This is a genomic window from Streptomyces sp. NPDC029122 (assembly GCF_055569445.1).
In genome coordinates this window covers 47,140-62,925 of sequence record NZ_JBVHWK010000039.1, presented here as the reverse complement: position 1 = coordinate 62,925, position 15,786 = coordinate 47,140, and the positions used below count along the sequence as shown (strand labels likewise).

The 15,786-nt window shown below is 74.2% G+C and carries 12 protein-coding genes and 1 pseudogene; 11 read left to right on the top strand and 2 right to left on the bottom strand.

Translation table 11 applies throughout. The annotated features are described in order from the left end of the window. From ACZ4WZ_RS31560 to ACZ4WZ_RS31510, 11 genes and pseudogenes are all read left to right on the top strand, one after another. Positions 1-1,104, top strand: a pseudogene (locus ACZ4WZ_RS31560) (hypothetical protein); the annotation flags it as partial. After that, positions 1,101-1,853, top strand: a complete 753-nt coding sequence (locus tag ACZ4WZ_RS31555; RefSeq protein ID WP_467896194.1) for a hypothetical protein — start codon at positions 1,101-1,103, stop codon at positions 1,851-1,853. The pseudogene ACZ4WZ_RS31560 and the gene ACZ4WZ_RS31555, both read left to right, overlap by 4 nt. Before the next feature lie 340 nt (positions 1,854-2,193). Continuing rightward, on the top strand, positions 2,194-3,144 hold the full coding sequence (locus ACZ4WZ_RS31550; RefSeq protein WP_467896192.1) for a hypothetical protein: 951 nt from the start codon (positions 2,194-2,196) through the stop codon (positions 3,142-3,144). Further along, positions 3,141-3,875 (top strand): hypothetical protein, encoded by a 735-nt coding sequence (locus ACZ4WZ_RS31545; RefSeq protein WP_467896190.1) that lies wholly within the window; start codon positions 3,141-3,143, stop codon positions 3,873-3,875. Before ACZ4WZ_RS31550 ends, ACZ4WZ_RS31545 begins: the two co-directional genes overlap by 4 nt. Positions 3,876-3,978: 103 nt before the next feature. Beyond that, a complete protein-coding gene (locus ACZ4WZ_RS31540) occupies positions 3,979-4,626 on the top strand; it encodes a hypothetical protein (protein ID WP_467896188.1) in 648 nt (215 codons plus the stop codon). 170 nt (positions 4,627-4,796) lie between these two features. Next, entirely contained in the window at positions 4,797-4,979 is a 183-nt protein-coding gene (locus tag ACZ4WZ_RS31535) for a hypothetical protein (protein ID WP_388944900.1), read from the top strand. 22 nt (positions 4,980-5,001) lie between these two features. Beyond that, entirely contained in the window at positions 5,002-6,342 is a 1,341-nt protein-coding gene (gene eccD, locus ACZ4WZ_RS31530; RefSeq protein WP_467896198.1) for a type VII secretion integral membrane protein EccD, read from the top strand. 25 nt (positions 6,343-6,367) lie between these two features. Further along, positions 6,368-7,594, top strand: a complete 1,227-nt coding sequence (locus ACZ4WZ_RS31525) for a hypothetical protein (RefSeq protein WP_467896186.1) — start codon at positions 6,368-6,370, stop codon at positions 7,592-7,594. Next, positions 7,591-11,601 carry a type VII secretion protein EccCb gene (gene eccCb, locus ACZ4WZ_RS31520; protein WP_467896184.1) on the top strand — a complete coding sequence of 1,337 codons (4,011 nt, stop codon included), beginning with the start codon at positions 7,591-7,593 and terminating at the stop codon, positions 11,599-11,601. The genes ACZ4WZ_RS31525 and eccCb overlap by 4 nt, the downstream gene beginning before the upstream one ends. A 4-nt stretch (positions 11,602-11,605) precedes the next feature. Further along, a complete protein-coding gene (locus ACZ4WZ_RS31515) occupies positions 11,606-13,018 on the top strand; it encodes a DUF6177 family protein (RefSeq protein WP_467896183.1) in 1,413 nt (470 codons plus the stop codon). Positions 13,019-13,168: 150 nt separating this feature from the next. Further along, a complete protein-coding gene (locus tag ACZ4WZ_RS31510; RefSeq protein WP_467896182.1) occupies positions 13,169-13,783 on the top strand; it encodes a hypothetical protein in 615 nt (204 codons plus the stop codon). Between the two features lie 31 nt (positions 13,784-13,814). Here the strand turns inward: ACZ4WZ_RS31510 and ACZ4WZ_RS31505 are convergent, their stop codons facing one another. Beyond that, entirely contained in the window at positions 13,815-14,492 is a 678-nt protein-coding gene (locus ACZ4WZ_RS31505; RefSeq protein WP_467896180.1) for a response regulator transcription factor, read from the bottom strand. A 33-nt stretch (positions 14,493-14,525) separates the two neighbouring features. Further along, positions 14,526-15,728 (bottom strand): sensor histidine kinase, encoded by a 1,203-nt coding sequence (locus tag ACZ4WZ_RS31500; protein ID WP_467896178.1) that lies wholly within the window; start codon positions 15,726-15,728, stop codon positions 14,526-14,528. Positions 15,729-15,786 lie beyond the last annotated feature (58 nt).

Genomic DNA, 15,786 nt, shown 5'->3' with positions numbered 1-15,786 from the left:
AAGGGCCTGCCGAAGCAGGACCTGACCTCGGTGCCCAAGGGATCCGACCACCCCCTGGCCGAGGTCCCCAAGCGCGAGGAAGTCCCCGTCGGCGTAGGCGCCCGCCCCACGGACGTCACCTCCCACACCCCGGGCGGCACCACCACCCACACCCCGGGCGGCATCGCGGACAACACCCCGGGCGGGGTCACCACCCACACCCCCGGCGGCATCGCGGACAACACCCCGCACAACAGCCACACCGAACCCGGCAGCAACAGCACCCCGGGCGGCCGCGGCAACACCGACACCACCCCCACGACCGGCGGCCACACCGACACCCCGTCCACGGGCGGCCACGGCGACGGCCCCTCCACGGGCGGCGGCGGCCACGGCGACGGCCCGGCCATCCCGCACCAGGGCGACGGCCCGGGCGGCGGCACCCTCCCCGACGGCCCCGCGGGCGCCGGTGATGACGGGGTGCTGCCCGGCGGCTCCGAGCCCAGGCCGGACGGGGCTCGGTACATCGAGGAGCCCACCCCCGAGCACGTCCAGGCGGCCCGTTTCTACGACGGGGTCCGGGCCAACCCGGAGAGCCTGAACATCGGGGCGATTTCGGATAACACCGGCATCAGCCCTCAGGTGCTGGACCGTGTCCGGACCCACTTCTTCCTCACCCAGCACGTGGTGCCCGAGGGGCCTGGTCTTTCGCGCCACGGGTACTTCACACCGCGAAGCGACATCGCGGAGATCTGGGAAGCGGCGAGCCGGCGCAGCCTCACGCCCGAGGAAGCGACCAAGTTCGAGCGCTACATCGGCCACGAATACGTCGAGAGCCAGCTGATGGAGGCGGGTCTGCCCTATACCGTCGACGCACCGCACCTGTGGGATTCGTTCCAGAACAGCGACGGCCCGGTGGAGTACTACCGTGAATTCCCCCGGGACCCCCGTGACGCAGGCGCGCACGACCTCGCGGTGAACGAAGGAAGGGGCGGATTCGGACACTGGAGGGCGGTAGGGTTCGACGTTCCGAAGATCGAGCTGGCGTCCGATCTGTCCAACATCGACGAAGTGGTGGCGGCTCTGAAGGACGAGCTGCGCTCGAAGGGAATTGAGCTCAAGTGACCGATCGGACGGCGTCCGCCGTGCTCCACCGCCTGAGCGCGGTCGGGTGGATGAGCGACTGGGACTTCGCTTTCGGGCACGCCAAGTCGCGTCGAGTCCTGTTCCGTGAATACCTGCGCCGAGCGGCCCTGTGGTCCCAGGCGTATGCGGCGGAGGAGGCATGGCCCTTCTTCGACGTGACCCCGTACGCGGACCCTGAATTCCGGCTCTCCACCGAAATCGCCGCCGAGCTCGAGGAACTCCTGCCGCGGCTGCCCAACGGGGAGGTGCGGAACACCTGCTCGGGAGCGGTCCGACTGGCCGAGCTCCGTGCGCAGAAGCCGGACGGCTTTTCCGGCCTGCCCGATCTGTACGAGCCGCTGGTCCTCTTCTACGAGCGGGGCGGGGAATTCGCCCGGGACAACTCGGGGGCCCTCGACCTGACAGGTGTGCGGTTCCGGCTCAGCGCCCTGACGGCCTACCTCGGCAATCCGCCCGTCACCCTGCTCGGTGACACCGTGCTCGACGCGCTCGATGCCGACGGACAGGTCGCGCACTACACGGCGGAGGACGGAAAGGGCCCCTTGCTGAGGCGCCGGGTGCTGAGGGACGCGCAGACGGACGAGGTCTTCGGCCGGGACCTGCGCTGGCAGCCGACGGATCTGATTCCCGGCTCCGAGACGGAGCTCAAAGAGGCGGGTCTGATCCAGCTCGAAGAGCTGAAGGCAGCCAAGCTCATCGGGGAGATCGTCGCCGCCGTTTCCCGGTGAAGCGACGGCGGCGGGGGAGGTTGCCTTGCTGGATGTCGCGGGGCTCGTCTGAGCGATGCGTTGGTGTCGCAGACCTTCATGCAGGTGGTCTTCGACCATCGGACGCTGACGGGCGGCCTCACGGGCACGGTCTTTCGGGCCGGCCTTCGGCGTGGACGCCGAAGGCCGTCGGGAACTTTCGGAGCCTACTCGGAGTCATGGCTGAACAGCCGGGGCGCGAAGTTGCGGGTGCTGCCGTCTTGAGCGAGGCGCTGAGCGGAAGCCGGTCCGTTGGAGGGCGCGTGGCGTTCCTGTGATCACGACCGAGCCCGTGGGGGAGTGGTTCTGGGAGCCTGCCCCCGTGCTCGATGCTGCCGGGAGCGGAGTTGCGAGGGTCCTCGCGCTGGTGGGGGAGGTCAGGGGCGTCCTGGCTTCCCGCGGGCTGGTCGAGGACGGCGGCACGGGCTCGGTCCTGCTCTGTGACCGGTCGGCCATGGCTCACCCGCTGGTCGAGCGGCGCGGCGTACCCGTCCCCGCCATGGCCGAAGCGGCCGCTGTCGCCGGCCCGTTGCCGGGCCAGCTGCTCACGGTGGGCCTCGTGCTGCCCGGCGAATGGGCGGAATCCGGAGCCCGGCGCCGCGCGGAGAAACTGTTCACCGTACGCGTCGACCTGTGGGGCGAGGGCGCGGTGCTGCTCGTGCTGTCCGCGTACGCCGATGCCTGGCTCACCCAGGACCCCCGGGAGCGTCCGCAGCCGGAGGTGGCCGCGGAGAACGCGCCCCGGCTCGCCGCCGCACTGGAGCGGATTTCCGCGCTGGTGGGGGCGGAGGTCGACCCGGGAGACGAGACCCGGCACGCCCGGCCCACGGCGGACGGGTTCGCCGACCTGCTGGCGGAAGGGGCGGCGTACGAGGACTCCTGGGGGACGTTCGAGGTCCCCGCGCGCCGGCAGCGGCTCATACGGCTCCTCCCCGGCGGAGACGGCGGATACGGGGGAGAGGACTACGAGGCCACCACCGACGGGCCCGTCCGGTACGCCGAAGTGCGGTGCGGGGAACGGCTCCCCGGGTTCCTGTGGGCATCCGCCGACGGCGCGGCCGGCTACGAGCCCCGCAGCGCGGCGGGGGACGCGGCCTTCGGGGCGGGCGTGCCCTGGCTGCTGCGGCTCCGGGCGGCCCGCCGGGACGGTGTCGGGGCGTCGGCGGCCCGGGACGACTGCCTCGGCCGTACCGCGGCCGGGTCGGTCGTCGGTGCGGCCGTGCACGGGGCGGCGTCGCTGGACGCGCTCCAAGAGCTGTCGGGGAGGGGATGAGGGTGAAGGCGTCGCTGATGCTGGCGCGGCTGCGGGCCGTGGACTGGGACATGCGGTGGGACCTGGCGTTCGAGCGCAGCGGGTCCCGGCGGGTGCTGATGTGGGAGTACCTGCGGCGGGCCGCCGTGTGGGCGAAGGCCTGCGGGGCCGAGGGGGCGTGGCCGTTCTACGACGTCACCGTGTACGTCGACCCGGGGTTCGAGCTCCCGGGCGGGCAGGCGGCCGAGTTGGAGGGGCTGCTCGCCGGGGTGCTCGGCGCGGAGCTGCGGCGGACCTCTGCCGGGGCCGTGCGGCTGGCGGGGCTGAAGGAGCGGAACCCGGCCGTGGTGGACGGGCTGCCGGACCTGTACGAGCCGCTCGTGCTGTTCTACGAGCGGGGCGGGTCGTTCACCCGGGACTGCTCGGGCGTCTTCCTCGACCTCGTGGGTGTGATGTACCGCCCCGGCAAGCTGGAGGGCTACCTCGGCAGCCGGCCCGTCGGCGTGCTCGACGACGCCGTGCTCGACGCGCTGGAGGGCGAAGGGCGGCTCACGTACTACGGCGCGGAGGACGGCCGGGGGACGGTTCAGCGGCGGCGGGAGGCCGGGGACGTATCCACGGACGAGGTGTTCGGGTGGGATCTGCGCTGGGAGCCGACGGACCTGCCGGCCGAGCGGGCGGGGCTGGTCGCGATCGACCAGCTGGAGGCGGCCCGGCGGCTCGGAGGGATCGTGTCCGCCGCCGCCGGATGATCCGCGCGGACGAGCTGGCCGCGCGGGTCACCGCGATCGACCGGCGGGCGCGAGAGGCCGAGGCGACGTGGCAGGAGTACGCCGCGAGCGAGGGGGATGTGGCGTGGGCGGGTTGATGCGGGCGCCGTTGGAGTGCGGGGCGTGGTACTGGGAGCTCGACGGGGCCGGTGAGCCCGGTGTCGGGGGTGCGCTGCGGACGGCTGCCGTCATGGCCGCCGTGCTGAAGCGGCACGCGTTGCTGGAGCCCGTGGCGCTGGAGTGGTTCTGGGTGTTCGGGGACGGCGACGCCCGCCTCGGGCTCGAGGGCGTGCGGCTGGACGACGACCGCCTGCCCGGGCGGGTGGCGGCGTTGCGGCCGGCCGGGCAGGAGCGCGCCGAGCCGTCGTCCTTCCACGTGGTCGGCGACGGGGTCTGGTTCGACGCTGCCGGGCGGCGACGGCGCGAGCACCGGCTGGTCGAGCTGAGCGTGTCTCCCGACACCGTCATGGGGTTGTCGGCCGAGCTGGCCGTACACCACGACGTGTGGGGGGCCTGCGACTTCCGGGGCGTGCCGCACCCCCAGGTGTACGCGTACAACGCGCCTCGCCTCGCAGCGGCGTTGCGGGAGCTCGACGGGCTGCTCGGCGTCGCGGCGGAGCCCGGGGAGCCCACGTACTTCGGGACGGCGGTGGGTTACGGGCTCCGGGAGCCGGAGATCATCGAGGGGCTGGGGCCGGATCTCACCGACCTGTTGGAGCGGTGGAGCCGTTGAAGAAGGCTCCCGATGAGGTGCGGCGGCCGGCACCGAAACCGGCGCCGCCGGTTTCGGCGTCGTGAGGGGGCGTACTAGCGTGCGGGGCGACAGGGAGAAGGGAGGCCGGGGTGGCGGCCGAGGATTACGACAGCCAGTTGCTGGAGTCCGTCGCGGTGCGGCGGCGCAGGATGCGCGATGCCGTGCTGTTCGGGGCGCAGCGCGGGCGGCGGATGGCCGACGAGCGGATCGGGAAGGCCGTCGCCGGGCTGGTGATCGCGGCGGTGCTGTGCGCCGGCTGCGTCGGCTGGTCGTTCATCTCCCACCGCCTCATGGGCAAGACGGGGACGCCAGGGCAGGTCAGTACTCGGTGATAGGTTCGAGCGCGTGGTGAGCATGGGGGCAATCAGCGGTACGGCCTTGAGCCGGGTCACCCTGGTGGGCGAGCGGCGGAGGATGGATCTCGTACTGCCCTCCCAGGAGCCGGTCGGGCGGCTTTTGCCCGACGTCATACGGATGCTGGACGACCGGGTGGCCGCGCAGCCGATGCTGCGTCACCTGGTCACGGCCGACGGGTCGGTGATCGAGCACGGGGTCTCCCTGGAGGAGGCCGGCGTGGCCGACGGGGCCGTGCTGCGGCTCGTGCGGGTGCAGGACGTGCCGTCCGCGCCCGTGGTGCACGACGTCACCGACGAGGCCGCCGAGGACCTGGACGTACGGGCCTGGCGCTGGCGTCCCTCCGCGCGGCGGGTCACCGCCGGGGCCGGGATGGTGCTGTGGGCGCTGGTGGCGGGATGGTTCGCCCGGCGGGAGTTCGCGCCGGGTGGCGTGGCGGGCGTACTGCTCGCGGCGGCCGCCGTCGCCGGGGTCGTCGGGGCGCTGGCCGGGCGGCTGAAGCGGTCCGGGCTGGCGGCCGCGCTGCTGGCCGCCGCCGCCGCCGTCGGGGTGCTCGGGGCGTGGACCCTGGGCGACGCGCAGCACTGGGGCGCCATGGGCAGGCTCGCCGCCGTGGCGGGTGCGCTGGCCGTCGGGCTCGCGCTGCTGGGGTGGTTCACGCCGCTCGGGCGGGGCGGGCTGGTGGGCGCCGCCTCCGTGGTCGGTCTGACGGTGGCCTGGGAGGCCGTGGCCCTGTCGCAGGGGCAGGCGGGCGCCCGGACCGGGTCGGTGCTCGCCGTGTTCTCGGTGGTCCTGCTCGGGCTGCTGCCGCGTCTCGCGCTGGCGGCGGCCGGTCTGACCGGCCTGGACGACCAGCGGGCGCGCGGGGTTTCGGTCAGCCGGTACAAGGTCGCCACCGCCCTCGGTGCCACCCACCGGGGCATGGCGCTGGCCACCCTCGCCACCGCCGTCTCGGCGGGCGCGGCCGGGGTGCTCGCGCTGCGGGAACCCGACGTCTGGACGGTGTGCCTCGCCTCGGCGGTCGCCGTCGTGCTGTGGCTGCGCGCGCGGGCGTTCCCGCTCGTCGCGGAGGTGGTCGCGCTGCTGCTGGCCGGGGCCGCCGTCACCGTGGCGGCCCTGCTGGTGTGGGCCGGCCGGGCCGGTGCGGCCGGGCCGCTGGCGGTGCTGCTGGCGCTGGCCCTGGCGGCACTCGGCGTCCTCGCCGTGCAGCCGCCCGAGCACGTACGGGTCCGGCTGCGGCGGTTCGGGGACACCGCCGAGTCCATCGGCGTCATCGTGCTGTTCCCGCTGCTCATCGGGGTGTTCGGTGTGTACGGGCGGCTGCTCGGCACCTTCGCGTAAGGGTTGCTACTCAGACATGTCAGACATGAGCATGAACCAGCGTGACGGACACCTGCCCGGTCCCGGCACCGGACACGGACACGGCCCCGCGGGCGGCACCGGCCACGGTCCCGCCGGCGCGCACGGCGACTGGCAGGCCGGGGTCCTCGGCGACCTGACGGGCGCCGGCCCCGGCGCGGCCGCGGGCGCTGCCGCCGCCGCACCCCAGGGCCCGCTGCCGGTGCAGCCGCACGCCCCCCTCCCGCAGCAGCCGGCCCCCGCGCCCCCGCGGCAGGCGTACGCCCAGCAGCCCTACATCCCGCAGGCGCCGCAGGCCCGGGCCCCCGAGACCGTCCCGGTCCCCGGCTCCGAGGCCGCCGCCGGCCGCCCCCGCCACGGCGACCCCCTGATGCGCCGCACCCTGCGCACCCTGCGCGGAGTGCTCGGCTCCTCCGTCGCCAAGGCCGTCGCCGCCGAGACGGAACTCGCCACGCAGGTGCAGCAGCCCGTCACCACCGGGCGCCAGATCGTCGTCACCAGCATCCGCGGCGGCTCCGGCAAGACCACCGTCACCGCCCTCCTCAGCCGCACTTACAACCACTTCCGCCACGACCCGGTGCTCACCCTGGAGGCGGACGCCGCCCTCGGCACCCTGCCCGTGCGGCTCGGCGTCCAGTCCCTGCGCTGGACCTGCGCGGACCTCGCGCAGATCGTCCGCCCCTCCATGCAGCTCACCGACATCACCGGCTACCTCGTCCCGCTCGCCGACGGCGGCTGGCTGCTGCCCGGCAGCCAGGGCCGGATCGGCGCCCAGGTCGACGTCGCCACCTACCGGACCGTGATGGTCGCGCTGCGCCGCTACTTCGGGGTCACCGTCGTCGACTGCGAGACCCTCCCGGGCGAGGTGGCCCGTACCGCCCTCGACACCGCGCACGCCCGCGTGCTCACCGCCCCCGCCACCGCCGAGGGCCTGGTCTCCACCCACGCCGTGCTCGACTGGCTGGCCTCCCTGCCGGTGCCCGTGCTGCCGCGCACCGTCGTCGTGCTGACCGTGCAGTCCCCGCACCCCGCCGTCGACCTCGGCAAGGCCGCCGAGAAGCTGCGCGCGACGGGCGCGGGGGTCGTCGTACTGCCCTACGACCGCCACCTCGCCTCCGGCGGCGCCGTCACCTCCGAACTCCTCGGCGCCCGTACCCGGGAGGCGGCCGTACGGCTCGCCGCCGAGGTGCTCCAGCGGGCCGTGGCCCTCCCGGCGTCGGGTGCCGCCCGGTGACCCAGCAGCTGATCCACCGGCCGGCCCGCGGCACCCTGCCCCCCGCCCCCGCGCACCCGCACGCCGTCGAGGCCCCGCCCAACCTGCCCGAGGGCAAGATCGGCAGCCCGGCGACCGCGCTGCTGCCGATGGCGGGCGTGATGGGCTCGGTCGTGATGATGACCGTCATCCGCAACAGCCAGTTCGCCGCCGTCGGCGCCATCGTGCTGGTCTTCGCCCTCGTCGGCGCCGTCGCCCTGTTCTGGTCCCAGCGCGGCAAGGCCCAGCGCACCCGCCGCGCCCAGCGCGAGCGCTACCTGGAGTACCTGGAGGAACAGCGCGAGGAACTCGGCGCCCGCGAGAAGGCGCTGCGTGACGAGGCGCGCCGCCTCAACCCGCCGCCGGAGGCCCTGTACGACATCGTGCGCGACCCCGCGCGGCTGTGGGAGCGGCGCCGCACCGACCCCGACTTCCTGCGTCCGCGCCTGGGCACCGGGGCCGTCGCCGTCCAGGAGCTCAGCCTCGCGGCGGGTGCCGGGGGCGTGCTCACCCCGCCCGACCGGTTCATGCTCAACGAAGCGGGCGCCCTCATGGCCCGCTTCGGCCGGGCCAGCGACTTCCCGCTGACCGTCCCCCTCGACCGGGCCGGCAACGTCAGCATCGTCGGCGACCGCGAGGGCGTCCTGCGGGTCGCCCGCGCCCTGCTCACGCACACCGCCGTCCTGCACGCTCCGGACGACGTGGCCGTGGCCCTCGGCGTGCCCGGGGACCGGCTCGCGGACTGGGAGTGGGCCAAGTGGCTGCCCCACGTCCTCGACCAGCAGGAGCAGGACGGGCCCGTCGCCGCCCGCCGGATCGCCCCCAGCCTGCCCCAGCTCGCCGCCGGGGTCCTCGCCCCGGACCTGCGCCGCAGGGCGTCGTACGCGGCCGAGGTGCGCCGCGGCCTGTCCGACAAGCGCGCCCTGCGCCTGGCCGGCCGGCTCCTCGTCGTCAGCGACGAGTACGGGGAGAACGCCGTCGAACTGCCCCGCCCCGACACCGCGGTCGGCCTGGCCGACATGAACACCACCGTGCTGCACCTGCTCGCCGAGCAGGTCCACGAGCCCGACGAGGTGTCCGTACGGATCACCGTGGACGGCAGCCACGTCACCGTCCGGGACCTGCGCACCCCGCAGGCCCCCGCCGCCGAGGGCATCAGCGACGCCCTCGGCCCGGCCACCGCCGAGGGCCTGGCCCGCATGCTCGCCCCGCTGCGGCTGTCCGCCGAGTCCGTCGCCGAGGGCACCCCCGTCTCCGGGCCGGTCGACTTCATGGGCCTGCTCGGCATCTCCGACCCGGCCGCCCTCGACGTGGGCCGGATGTGGGCGCCGCGCGGGGAGCGGGACTTCCTGCGCGTGCCGATCGGCATCGACGACCGGCACGGCCCGGTACTGCTGGACCTGAAGGAGTCCTCGCAGCTCGGCATGGGCCCGCACGGGCTGTGCGTCGGCGCGACCGGCTCCGGCAAGAGCGAGCTGCTCCGTACGCTCGTCCTCGCGCTGGTCGCCACCCACTCGCCCGAGGACCTCGCGATGGTCCTCGTCGACTACAAGGGCGGCGCCACCTTCGCCCCCTTCGAGAAGCTCCCGCACGTCGCCGGTGTCATCACCAACCTGGAGAACCAGGCGGGGCTCGTCGAACGCGTCCACACCAGCCTCGCCGGTGAGGTCAAGCGCCGCCAGCAGGTCCTCAAGGACGCCGGGAACGTCGCCGACATCGGCCACTACGCGGTGCTGCGCGCCGAGAAGCCCGAACTGGAGCCGCTGCCGCACCTGTTCGTCGTCATCGACGAGTTCGGCGAACTCCTCACCGCGAAGCCGGACTTCATCGACCTGTTCCTGTCCATCGGCCGCATCGGCCGCTCCATCGGCGTGCACCTGCTGCTCTCCAGCCAGCGCATCGAGGGCGGCAAGCTCAAGGGCCTGGACACCTACCTGTCCTACCGGCTCGGCCTGCGCACCTTCTCCGCCGACGAGTCGCGCACCGTCCTCGACACCACCGACGCCTTCCAGCTGCCCCCGCTGCCCGGGTTCGGCTACCTCAAGGTGGACACCTCCACCTACACCCGTTTCAAGGCCGGGTACGTCTCCGGCCGCTACCGGGGCCCGGCCGCCGAGCGCGACGGCGGCGAGCGCGGGCCGCTCGCCCTGCCCTACCCCACCTTCAACACCCTCCAGGACAGCGCCGGTCCGTCCGAGGACGTCGAGGAGAAGCCCACCGCCACCGCCCGCGAGACCGGGCCCAGCGTGCTCTCCGTCATCGTCGACCAGCTCGCCGGCGCCGCCCCGCCCGTACGCCGCATCTGGCTGCCGCCGCTGCCCGACGCGGTCCCCCTCGACGCCGCCGCCGGACCGCTGTCCGTCACCGAGCGCGGCCTCCAGCTGGGCACCGCCCGGCGGGCCCCGCTCAAGGTGCCGCTCGGCGTCCTCGACGACCCGGCCCGCCAGTGGCGCGGCCCCTGGGAGCTCGACCTCACGGTCGCCGGCGGGCACACCGCCGTCACCGGCGGCCCCCAGTCCGGCAAGACCACCCTGCTGCGCACCCTGGCCCTCTCGCTGGCGCTGACCCACACCCCGCAGGAGGTCGCCGTCTACGGCCTCGACCTCGCCGGGGGCGGCCTCGCCGCGCTCGCCGGGCTCCCGCACGTCGGCGGGATCGCCGGACGCGCCGACCGCGAACGGGCCGCCCGTACGGTCGCCGAGGTACGGGCCATGCTCGCCACCCGCGAGGCCCTCTTCCGCGAGCACTCCATCGACTCCGTCGACCAGCTGCGCCGGCTGCGTTCCCAGGGCAGGCTCACCGAGCTCGCCTCCACCGACATCGTGCTGCTCGTCGACGGGTACGGGGCCCTGCGCGAGGAGTTCTCGGAGCTCGACGACGCCGTCACCGACCTGCTCAAGCGGGGCGGCGGCTACGGCATCCACGTCGTCGCGGGCATGCTCCGCTGGAACGACGTGCGCATCGCCAACCAGTCCCTCTTCGGCGGCCGTGTCGAGCTGCGCCTGGGCGACCCCTCCGACTCGGCCATCGACCGCAAGCTGTCCGAGACGATCTCCCCGGACACCCCGGGCCGGGTCCTCACCGACGGCAAGCTCTTCGCGCAGACGGCCCTGCCGCGCATCGACTCCCAGGCCGGCAACACCGACCTGGCGGCCGCCCTGGAGGAGGCCGCGGGCACCGTCCGCGCCACCTGGCACGGCGAACTGGCCTCGCCGGTACGGGTGCTGCCCGCGCGGCTGCCGGCCGACCGGCTGCCCAGCGTCGACGAGGAGCCGTACCGGATCCCCGTCGGCGTGGACCAGGACGTCCTCGCCCCGGTGCTGCTGGACCTCTTCGGCCAGGACCAGCACCTGCTGATCCTCGGCGACAACGAGTGCGGCAAGACCAACCTGCTCGCCCTGGTCGCCCGCCAGCTCATCGCCCGCTACGGCGAGGAGGAACTGGTCTTCGCCGTCTACGACCCCCGGCGCGGGCTGCGCGGCGTCGTCCCCGAGCCCTACCGGGGCGGGTACGCGCACAACGCGAAGATCGCCGCCGCCCTGTCGGCCGGGATCGCCAAGGAGCTCGACAAGCGGCTCCCGGACGACGGCATCGACCCGGACGCCGAGCCGGGCGAGGGCCCGGGCTTCGCCGGACCGCGCATCGTGGTCCTCGTCGACGACTACGACATCCTCACCACCGCCGGGCAGCAGCCGCTCCAGGCGTTCGTCCCCTACCTGCCCTCCGCCCAGGACATCGGCCTGCACTTCGTGATCGCCCGGCGCGTCGCCGGCTCCTCGAGGGCCCTGTACGAGCCGCTGATGACCACCCTGCGCGAGTCCGGCACGACGGCCCTCGTGATGAACGGCGAACGCTCCGAGGGACAGCTGTTCCCGCAGCTGTACGCGAGCGCCCAGCCGCCCGGCCGCGGCACGCTGGTCCGGCGCGGCCGCCCGCACCAGATCGTGCAGACCGCCCTCGCCGACTCCCCGAAACAGGAAGCACGCTGACACCGTGACCAAGGACGTCATCGCCCTCACCGCCAAGATGCCCGACACCACCGCGCTGATGGTGGCCCTGACGGCGGGCGGCGCGGACCTCGACGCCCAGGCCGTCGGGGACGGTGCCGTGATCCAGCTGCTCGGCGCGGGCGGCCGGCCGCTGGTCTCCGTCGAGGCGCCCGTGCTCGTGCAGGTGCCCGGCGAGGTGGAACGGCTCCTCGGGACGCCCTCGCCCACCCCGGTCTGGTGGACGGAGACCCGCGCCTCCACCGCCGTGCCCGAGGCGGCCCCACTCGCCGGGGCCGTCGCCGGACGCCTCGCCGAGGTGCTCGGCGGCGCCGTCTGGCCCGAGGGCGCCGGGCACGTGGCGGTGGTGCCGGTGACCTCCGAGGCCTCGGCGGCGCCCGCGCCCGTCGGAGCGCTGCCGACCGTGGACGTGGTCACCGAATCCACCGCGGTGGTGCTCGCGGACCGCCCGGTGATCGGGCTGACGGCCTGGCTGTCGGACGTCCTGCGGACCACGGCCGGCTTCGGCGCGGCCCTGCACATCGTCACCCCGGACCACTGCCGGCTCAGCCTGCCGCTGCGCACCGCGCTGGCCGGGGCGCCGAACCGGTGGGTGGTCCAGGACCCCGAGTGCGGGTACTACGACGGCCTGTCCGGCGCGGTGCTGAGCTGGCAGGACGGCACCTTCGCCCCGGCCCGCGACGAGTCGGGCCGGCCGCGGGCCGCCGCCGCGTTCGGGGGGGACGGGGCGGCGGGCGAACGCCGGCTGACCGTGCAGTTCCGTACGGAGCACCCCGCCGAGGAGGGGCTGCTGGTCGGCCGCTCGCTGGAGGCCGCCTGGCGCACCCTGACCGGGGAGCCGCCCGCGGGCTGGGGCACCGCCGAGCCGGTGAACCTGCCGTGGTCCCCGCGCCAGCTCACCGACCTGGCCCGGGGCCGGGCGCCCGAGCCGACCCTGGTCACCGCCGTCGGATCGCCGGGGCGGCCCGCGCTGGCCACCGTACGCGTGACCCGTACGGCCGCCGGGGTCGAGGAGGACATCACGCTGTGCCTCGGGTACGGGCCCGCCGAGGAGGTGCCGCTGGCGGCGGTCCCGGCGCTGGCGGAGGAACTGGTGTCCGGGCACGGCCTGATCAGCATGCTGGCCACCCTCGGCCCCGGACGGCGGGACCTGAGCCTGACCCCGCGGGCCCTCGCGCCGGCGGTACCGGTGTCGTTCACCCTCGGCGGGACCGGGGTGGCCGAGGCGACGCTGACCCGGGCGCGGCGGCCCCCGCTGGAGATCAGGCCCGCCCAGGTGGGGCCGCAGCGCAGGCCCGGGCTGCACTACCCGCTGGGCGACGGCGACGACCCGGCGGCGTGGGAGTCCCTGTCCACGCTGCTGGCCCACCTGCGCGCGGCGGTGCCGCCGCCGGTGTAGACCGGGCGGCGGCGGCCGGACGTGGGGTTGTGCGGGGCAGCCGGGGTAACGGCGGTGCGGTCCCACGCCTCCCGCGCCCGCCCCGGGTAGTGCAGGTCCGGACGGACCCTCGACCCGGTCCGCGTCGCGCAACCGAAGGACAGCACCCCCATGGACCTCTTCCGCACCGTACGCGTCGCCGCCCCCGCCCTGGCCGCGCTCGCCCTCACGATGGCCGTCGCGGGCCCGGCCGCCGCCGAACCGGCGCTGGTGTCGCGCAGCAACAACCAGATCCTCCTCACCGCGCAGCCGGGGGAGACGAACACGGTCACCTTCAGCAACAACGGCGGTTTCCTGGAGGTCAACGACGCGACGAGCACCCTGGTCCCGGGCCCCGGCTGCGTCCAGGCCGGGAACACCCACACGGTCCGCTGCGGCCAGGCGGCCACCGTGACCCGGATCCAGGCCTCGCTGGGCGACCGGAACGACGAGGTCGTCAACAGCACCTCCGTGCCGAGCGACCTCATCGGCGGGGAGGGCCAGGACCGCCTCGTCGGCGGCAGCGGCCCCGACCGGCTCCTCGACTCCGACGGCTGGAACTTCGGGGGCTTCTCGGGCAACACCTTCGAGGGGCGCGGCGGCAACGACACGATCGTCAGCCGCAACGGCGGCTTCGACCGCATCGACTGCGGCGAGAACCCCGGCGACCTCGACGTCCTGCTGGCCGACCCGGCCACCCTCGATTTCGTCGTCCCGAACACCTGCGAGTTCATCCAGCGCGGCTAGCGGGTCCCCGCGCCGGGAGCGGCTGTGCGGGTCAGCCCGTGCCACCGCTCCCGGCGCGCACCAGGCCCGTCTCGTACGCCAGCACCACCACCTGCACCCGGTCCCGGAGGCCCAGCTTCGTCAGGATGCGGCCCACGTGCGTCTTGACCGTCGCCTCCGACAGCACCAGCCGGGCCGCGATCTCACCGTTCGACAGGCCCTGCGCCACCAGCAGCATGACCTCGCGTTCGCGGTCGGTCAGCCGCTCGATCTCCTTGTTCTCCGGCTCGGCCGTCGTGCTCGGCAGCATCGGCGCGAACCGGTCCAGCAGGCGGCGCGTCGTCGAGGGGGCCACCACGGCGTCCCCGCTGTGCACCGACCGGATCGCGGCCAGCAGCTCCGCCGGGGGCACGTCCTTCAGCATGAAGCCGCTCGCGCCGGCCTTGAGGCCCGAGAAGGCGTACTCGTCCAGGTCGAAGGTGGTCAGGATGATCACCTTCGGGTGTTCCTCCGGCTCGCAGATGCGGCGCGTCGCCTCCACCCCGTCGAGCTTGGGCATGCGCACGTCCATCAGCACCACGTCGACCGCCGTGGCGCGCAGCACCTCCAGCGCCTCCAGGCCGTTGCCCGCCTCCGCGACGACCTCCATGTCCGGCTGGGCGGCCAGCACCATGCGGAAGCCGGTGCGCAGCAGCACCTGGTCGTCGACCAGCATCACTCGGATGGACATGCGTGACTTCCTCTACCTCTTCTTGAGCGGGGGCTAACTCTTCTTGAGCGGGAGCAGGGCACTGATCCGGAAACCACCGCCTGGACGCGGACCCGCATCCAGGGTTCCCCCGACCATACCGATGCGCTCCCGCATGCCGATCAGACCGTGTCCGGCGCCGTCCGCGCCGCCGTCCTCGTACAGTTCGTGCGCGGCGCCCCGCCCGTCGTCCTCGACGAGCAGGCCCAGCCCGTCGTCGAAGTAGACCAGCCGCACGGTCGCCTTCGCGTCGGGGCCCCCGTGCTTGCGGGTGTTCGTCAGCGCCTCCTGCACGATCCGGTACGCCGTCAGCTCCACGCCGCTGGGCAGCTTCCGGGGGGTGCCCTCCACCTCGAAGCCGACCGTCAGACCGGCCGCCCGTACCTGCTCGACCAGCACCTCGATCTGCTCCACGTCGGGCTGCGGGACGTAGTCCTCGGACTCCTGCGGCTCGCCCGTGCGCAGGACGCCCAGCAGCCGGCGCATCTCGGCCAGCGCCTGGCGGCCCGTGCCGGAGATGGTCTGGAGGGCCTCCTTGGCCTGGTCGGGGGCCACGTCCATGACGTACGCGGCCCCGTCGGCCTGGACCACCATCACCGACACGTTGTGCGCGACGACGTCGTGCAGCTCGCGGGCGATCCGGGCGCGCTCGGCGGCCACCGCCACCTTGGCCTGGGCCTCGCGCTCCTTCTCCAGCCGCTGGTTGCGCTCCACGAGCTGGGCGTAATAGGCCCGGCGGGTGCGCAGCGAGTCGCCCGTCACCCAGGCGAGGGCGAAGGGCACCATCATGAACAGGGCGAAGAGGATCTCCTCCACGGTACTGGCGCCCTTGTCGACGCCGAAGCGCAGGAAGTACAGCGGTGAGGCCAGCAGTCCGCAGGCCAGGGCGGTGCGCGACACCCAGCGCGGGACGTCGGCGGCCGCCACCGTGTACAGGACGACGAGCATGGCGACGTCGCAGAACTGCATCTCCTGGCCGATGGCCAGCTGGTGGACGCCCGCCCCCACCGTCAGCCAGAACATCGCCGCGGTCCACTTGCGGCGCAGGGCGAGGGCGGCGGTCAGCGCGGCGACGACGGGGACGGTGGCCAGCCGCAGGGCGGTGCTCTGCCCCTCGGCCCCGGCCACGTTCATCATCGACATCCCGAAGAAGAGGACAGCCCAGAAGCTGTCGACGCCCGTCGGGTGTCTGCGGATGAAGTCGTAGAGGCGCTGCACGTAACCCAGAGTAGGGAAAGGAGATAGGTGCTGGAGTCAACCACAGGTGCGATCCCTG

Excerpts from the sequence above, each read along its gene's own strand:
- ACZ4WZ_RS31545 (WP_467896190.1), top strand. The coding sequence starts at position 3,141 with ATGAGGGTGAAGGCGTCGCTGATGCTGGCGCGGCTGCGGGCCGTGGAC.
- ACZ4WZ_RS31535 (WP_388944900.1), top strand. The coding sequence starts at position 4,797 with ATGCGCGATGCCGTGCTGTTCGGGGCGCAGCGCGGGCGGCGGATGGCC.
- eccD (WP_467896198.1), top strand. The coding sequence starts at position 5,002 with ATGGGGGCAATCAGCGGTACGGCCTTGAGCCGGGTCACCCTGGTGGGC.
- ACZ4WZ_RS31525 (WP_467896186.1), top strand. The coding sequence starts at position 6,368 with ATGAGCATGAACCAGCGTGACGGACACCTGCCCGGTCCCGGCACCGGA.
- ACZ4WZ_RS31510 (WP_467896182.1), top strand. The coding sequence starts at position 13,169 with ATGGACCTCTTCCGCACCGTACGCGTCGCCGCCCCCGCCCTGGCCGCG.
- ACZ4WZ_RS31505 (WP_467896180.1), bottom strand. The coding sequence starts at position 14,492 with ATGTCCATCCGAGTGATGCTGGTCGACGACCAGGTGCTGCTGCGCACC.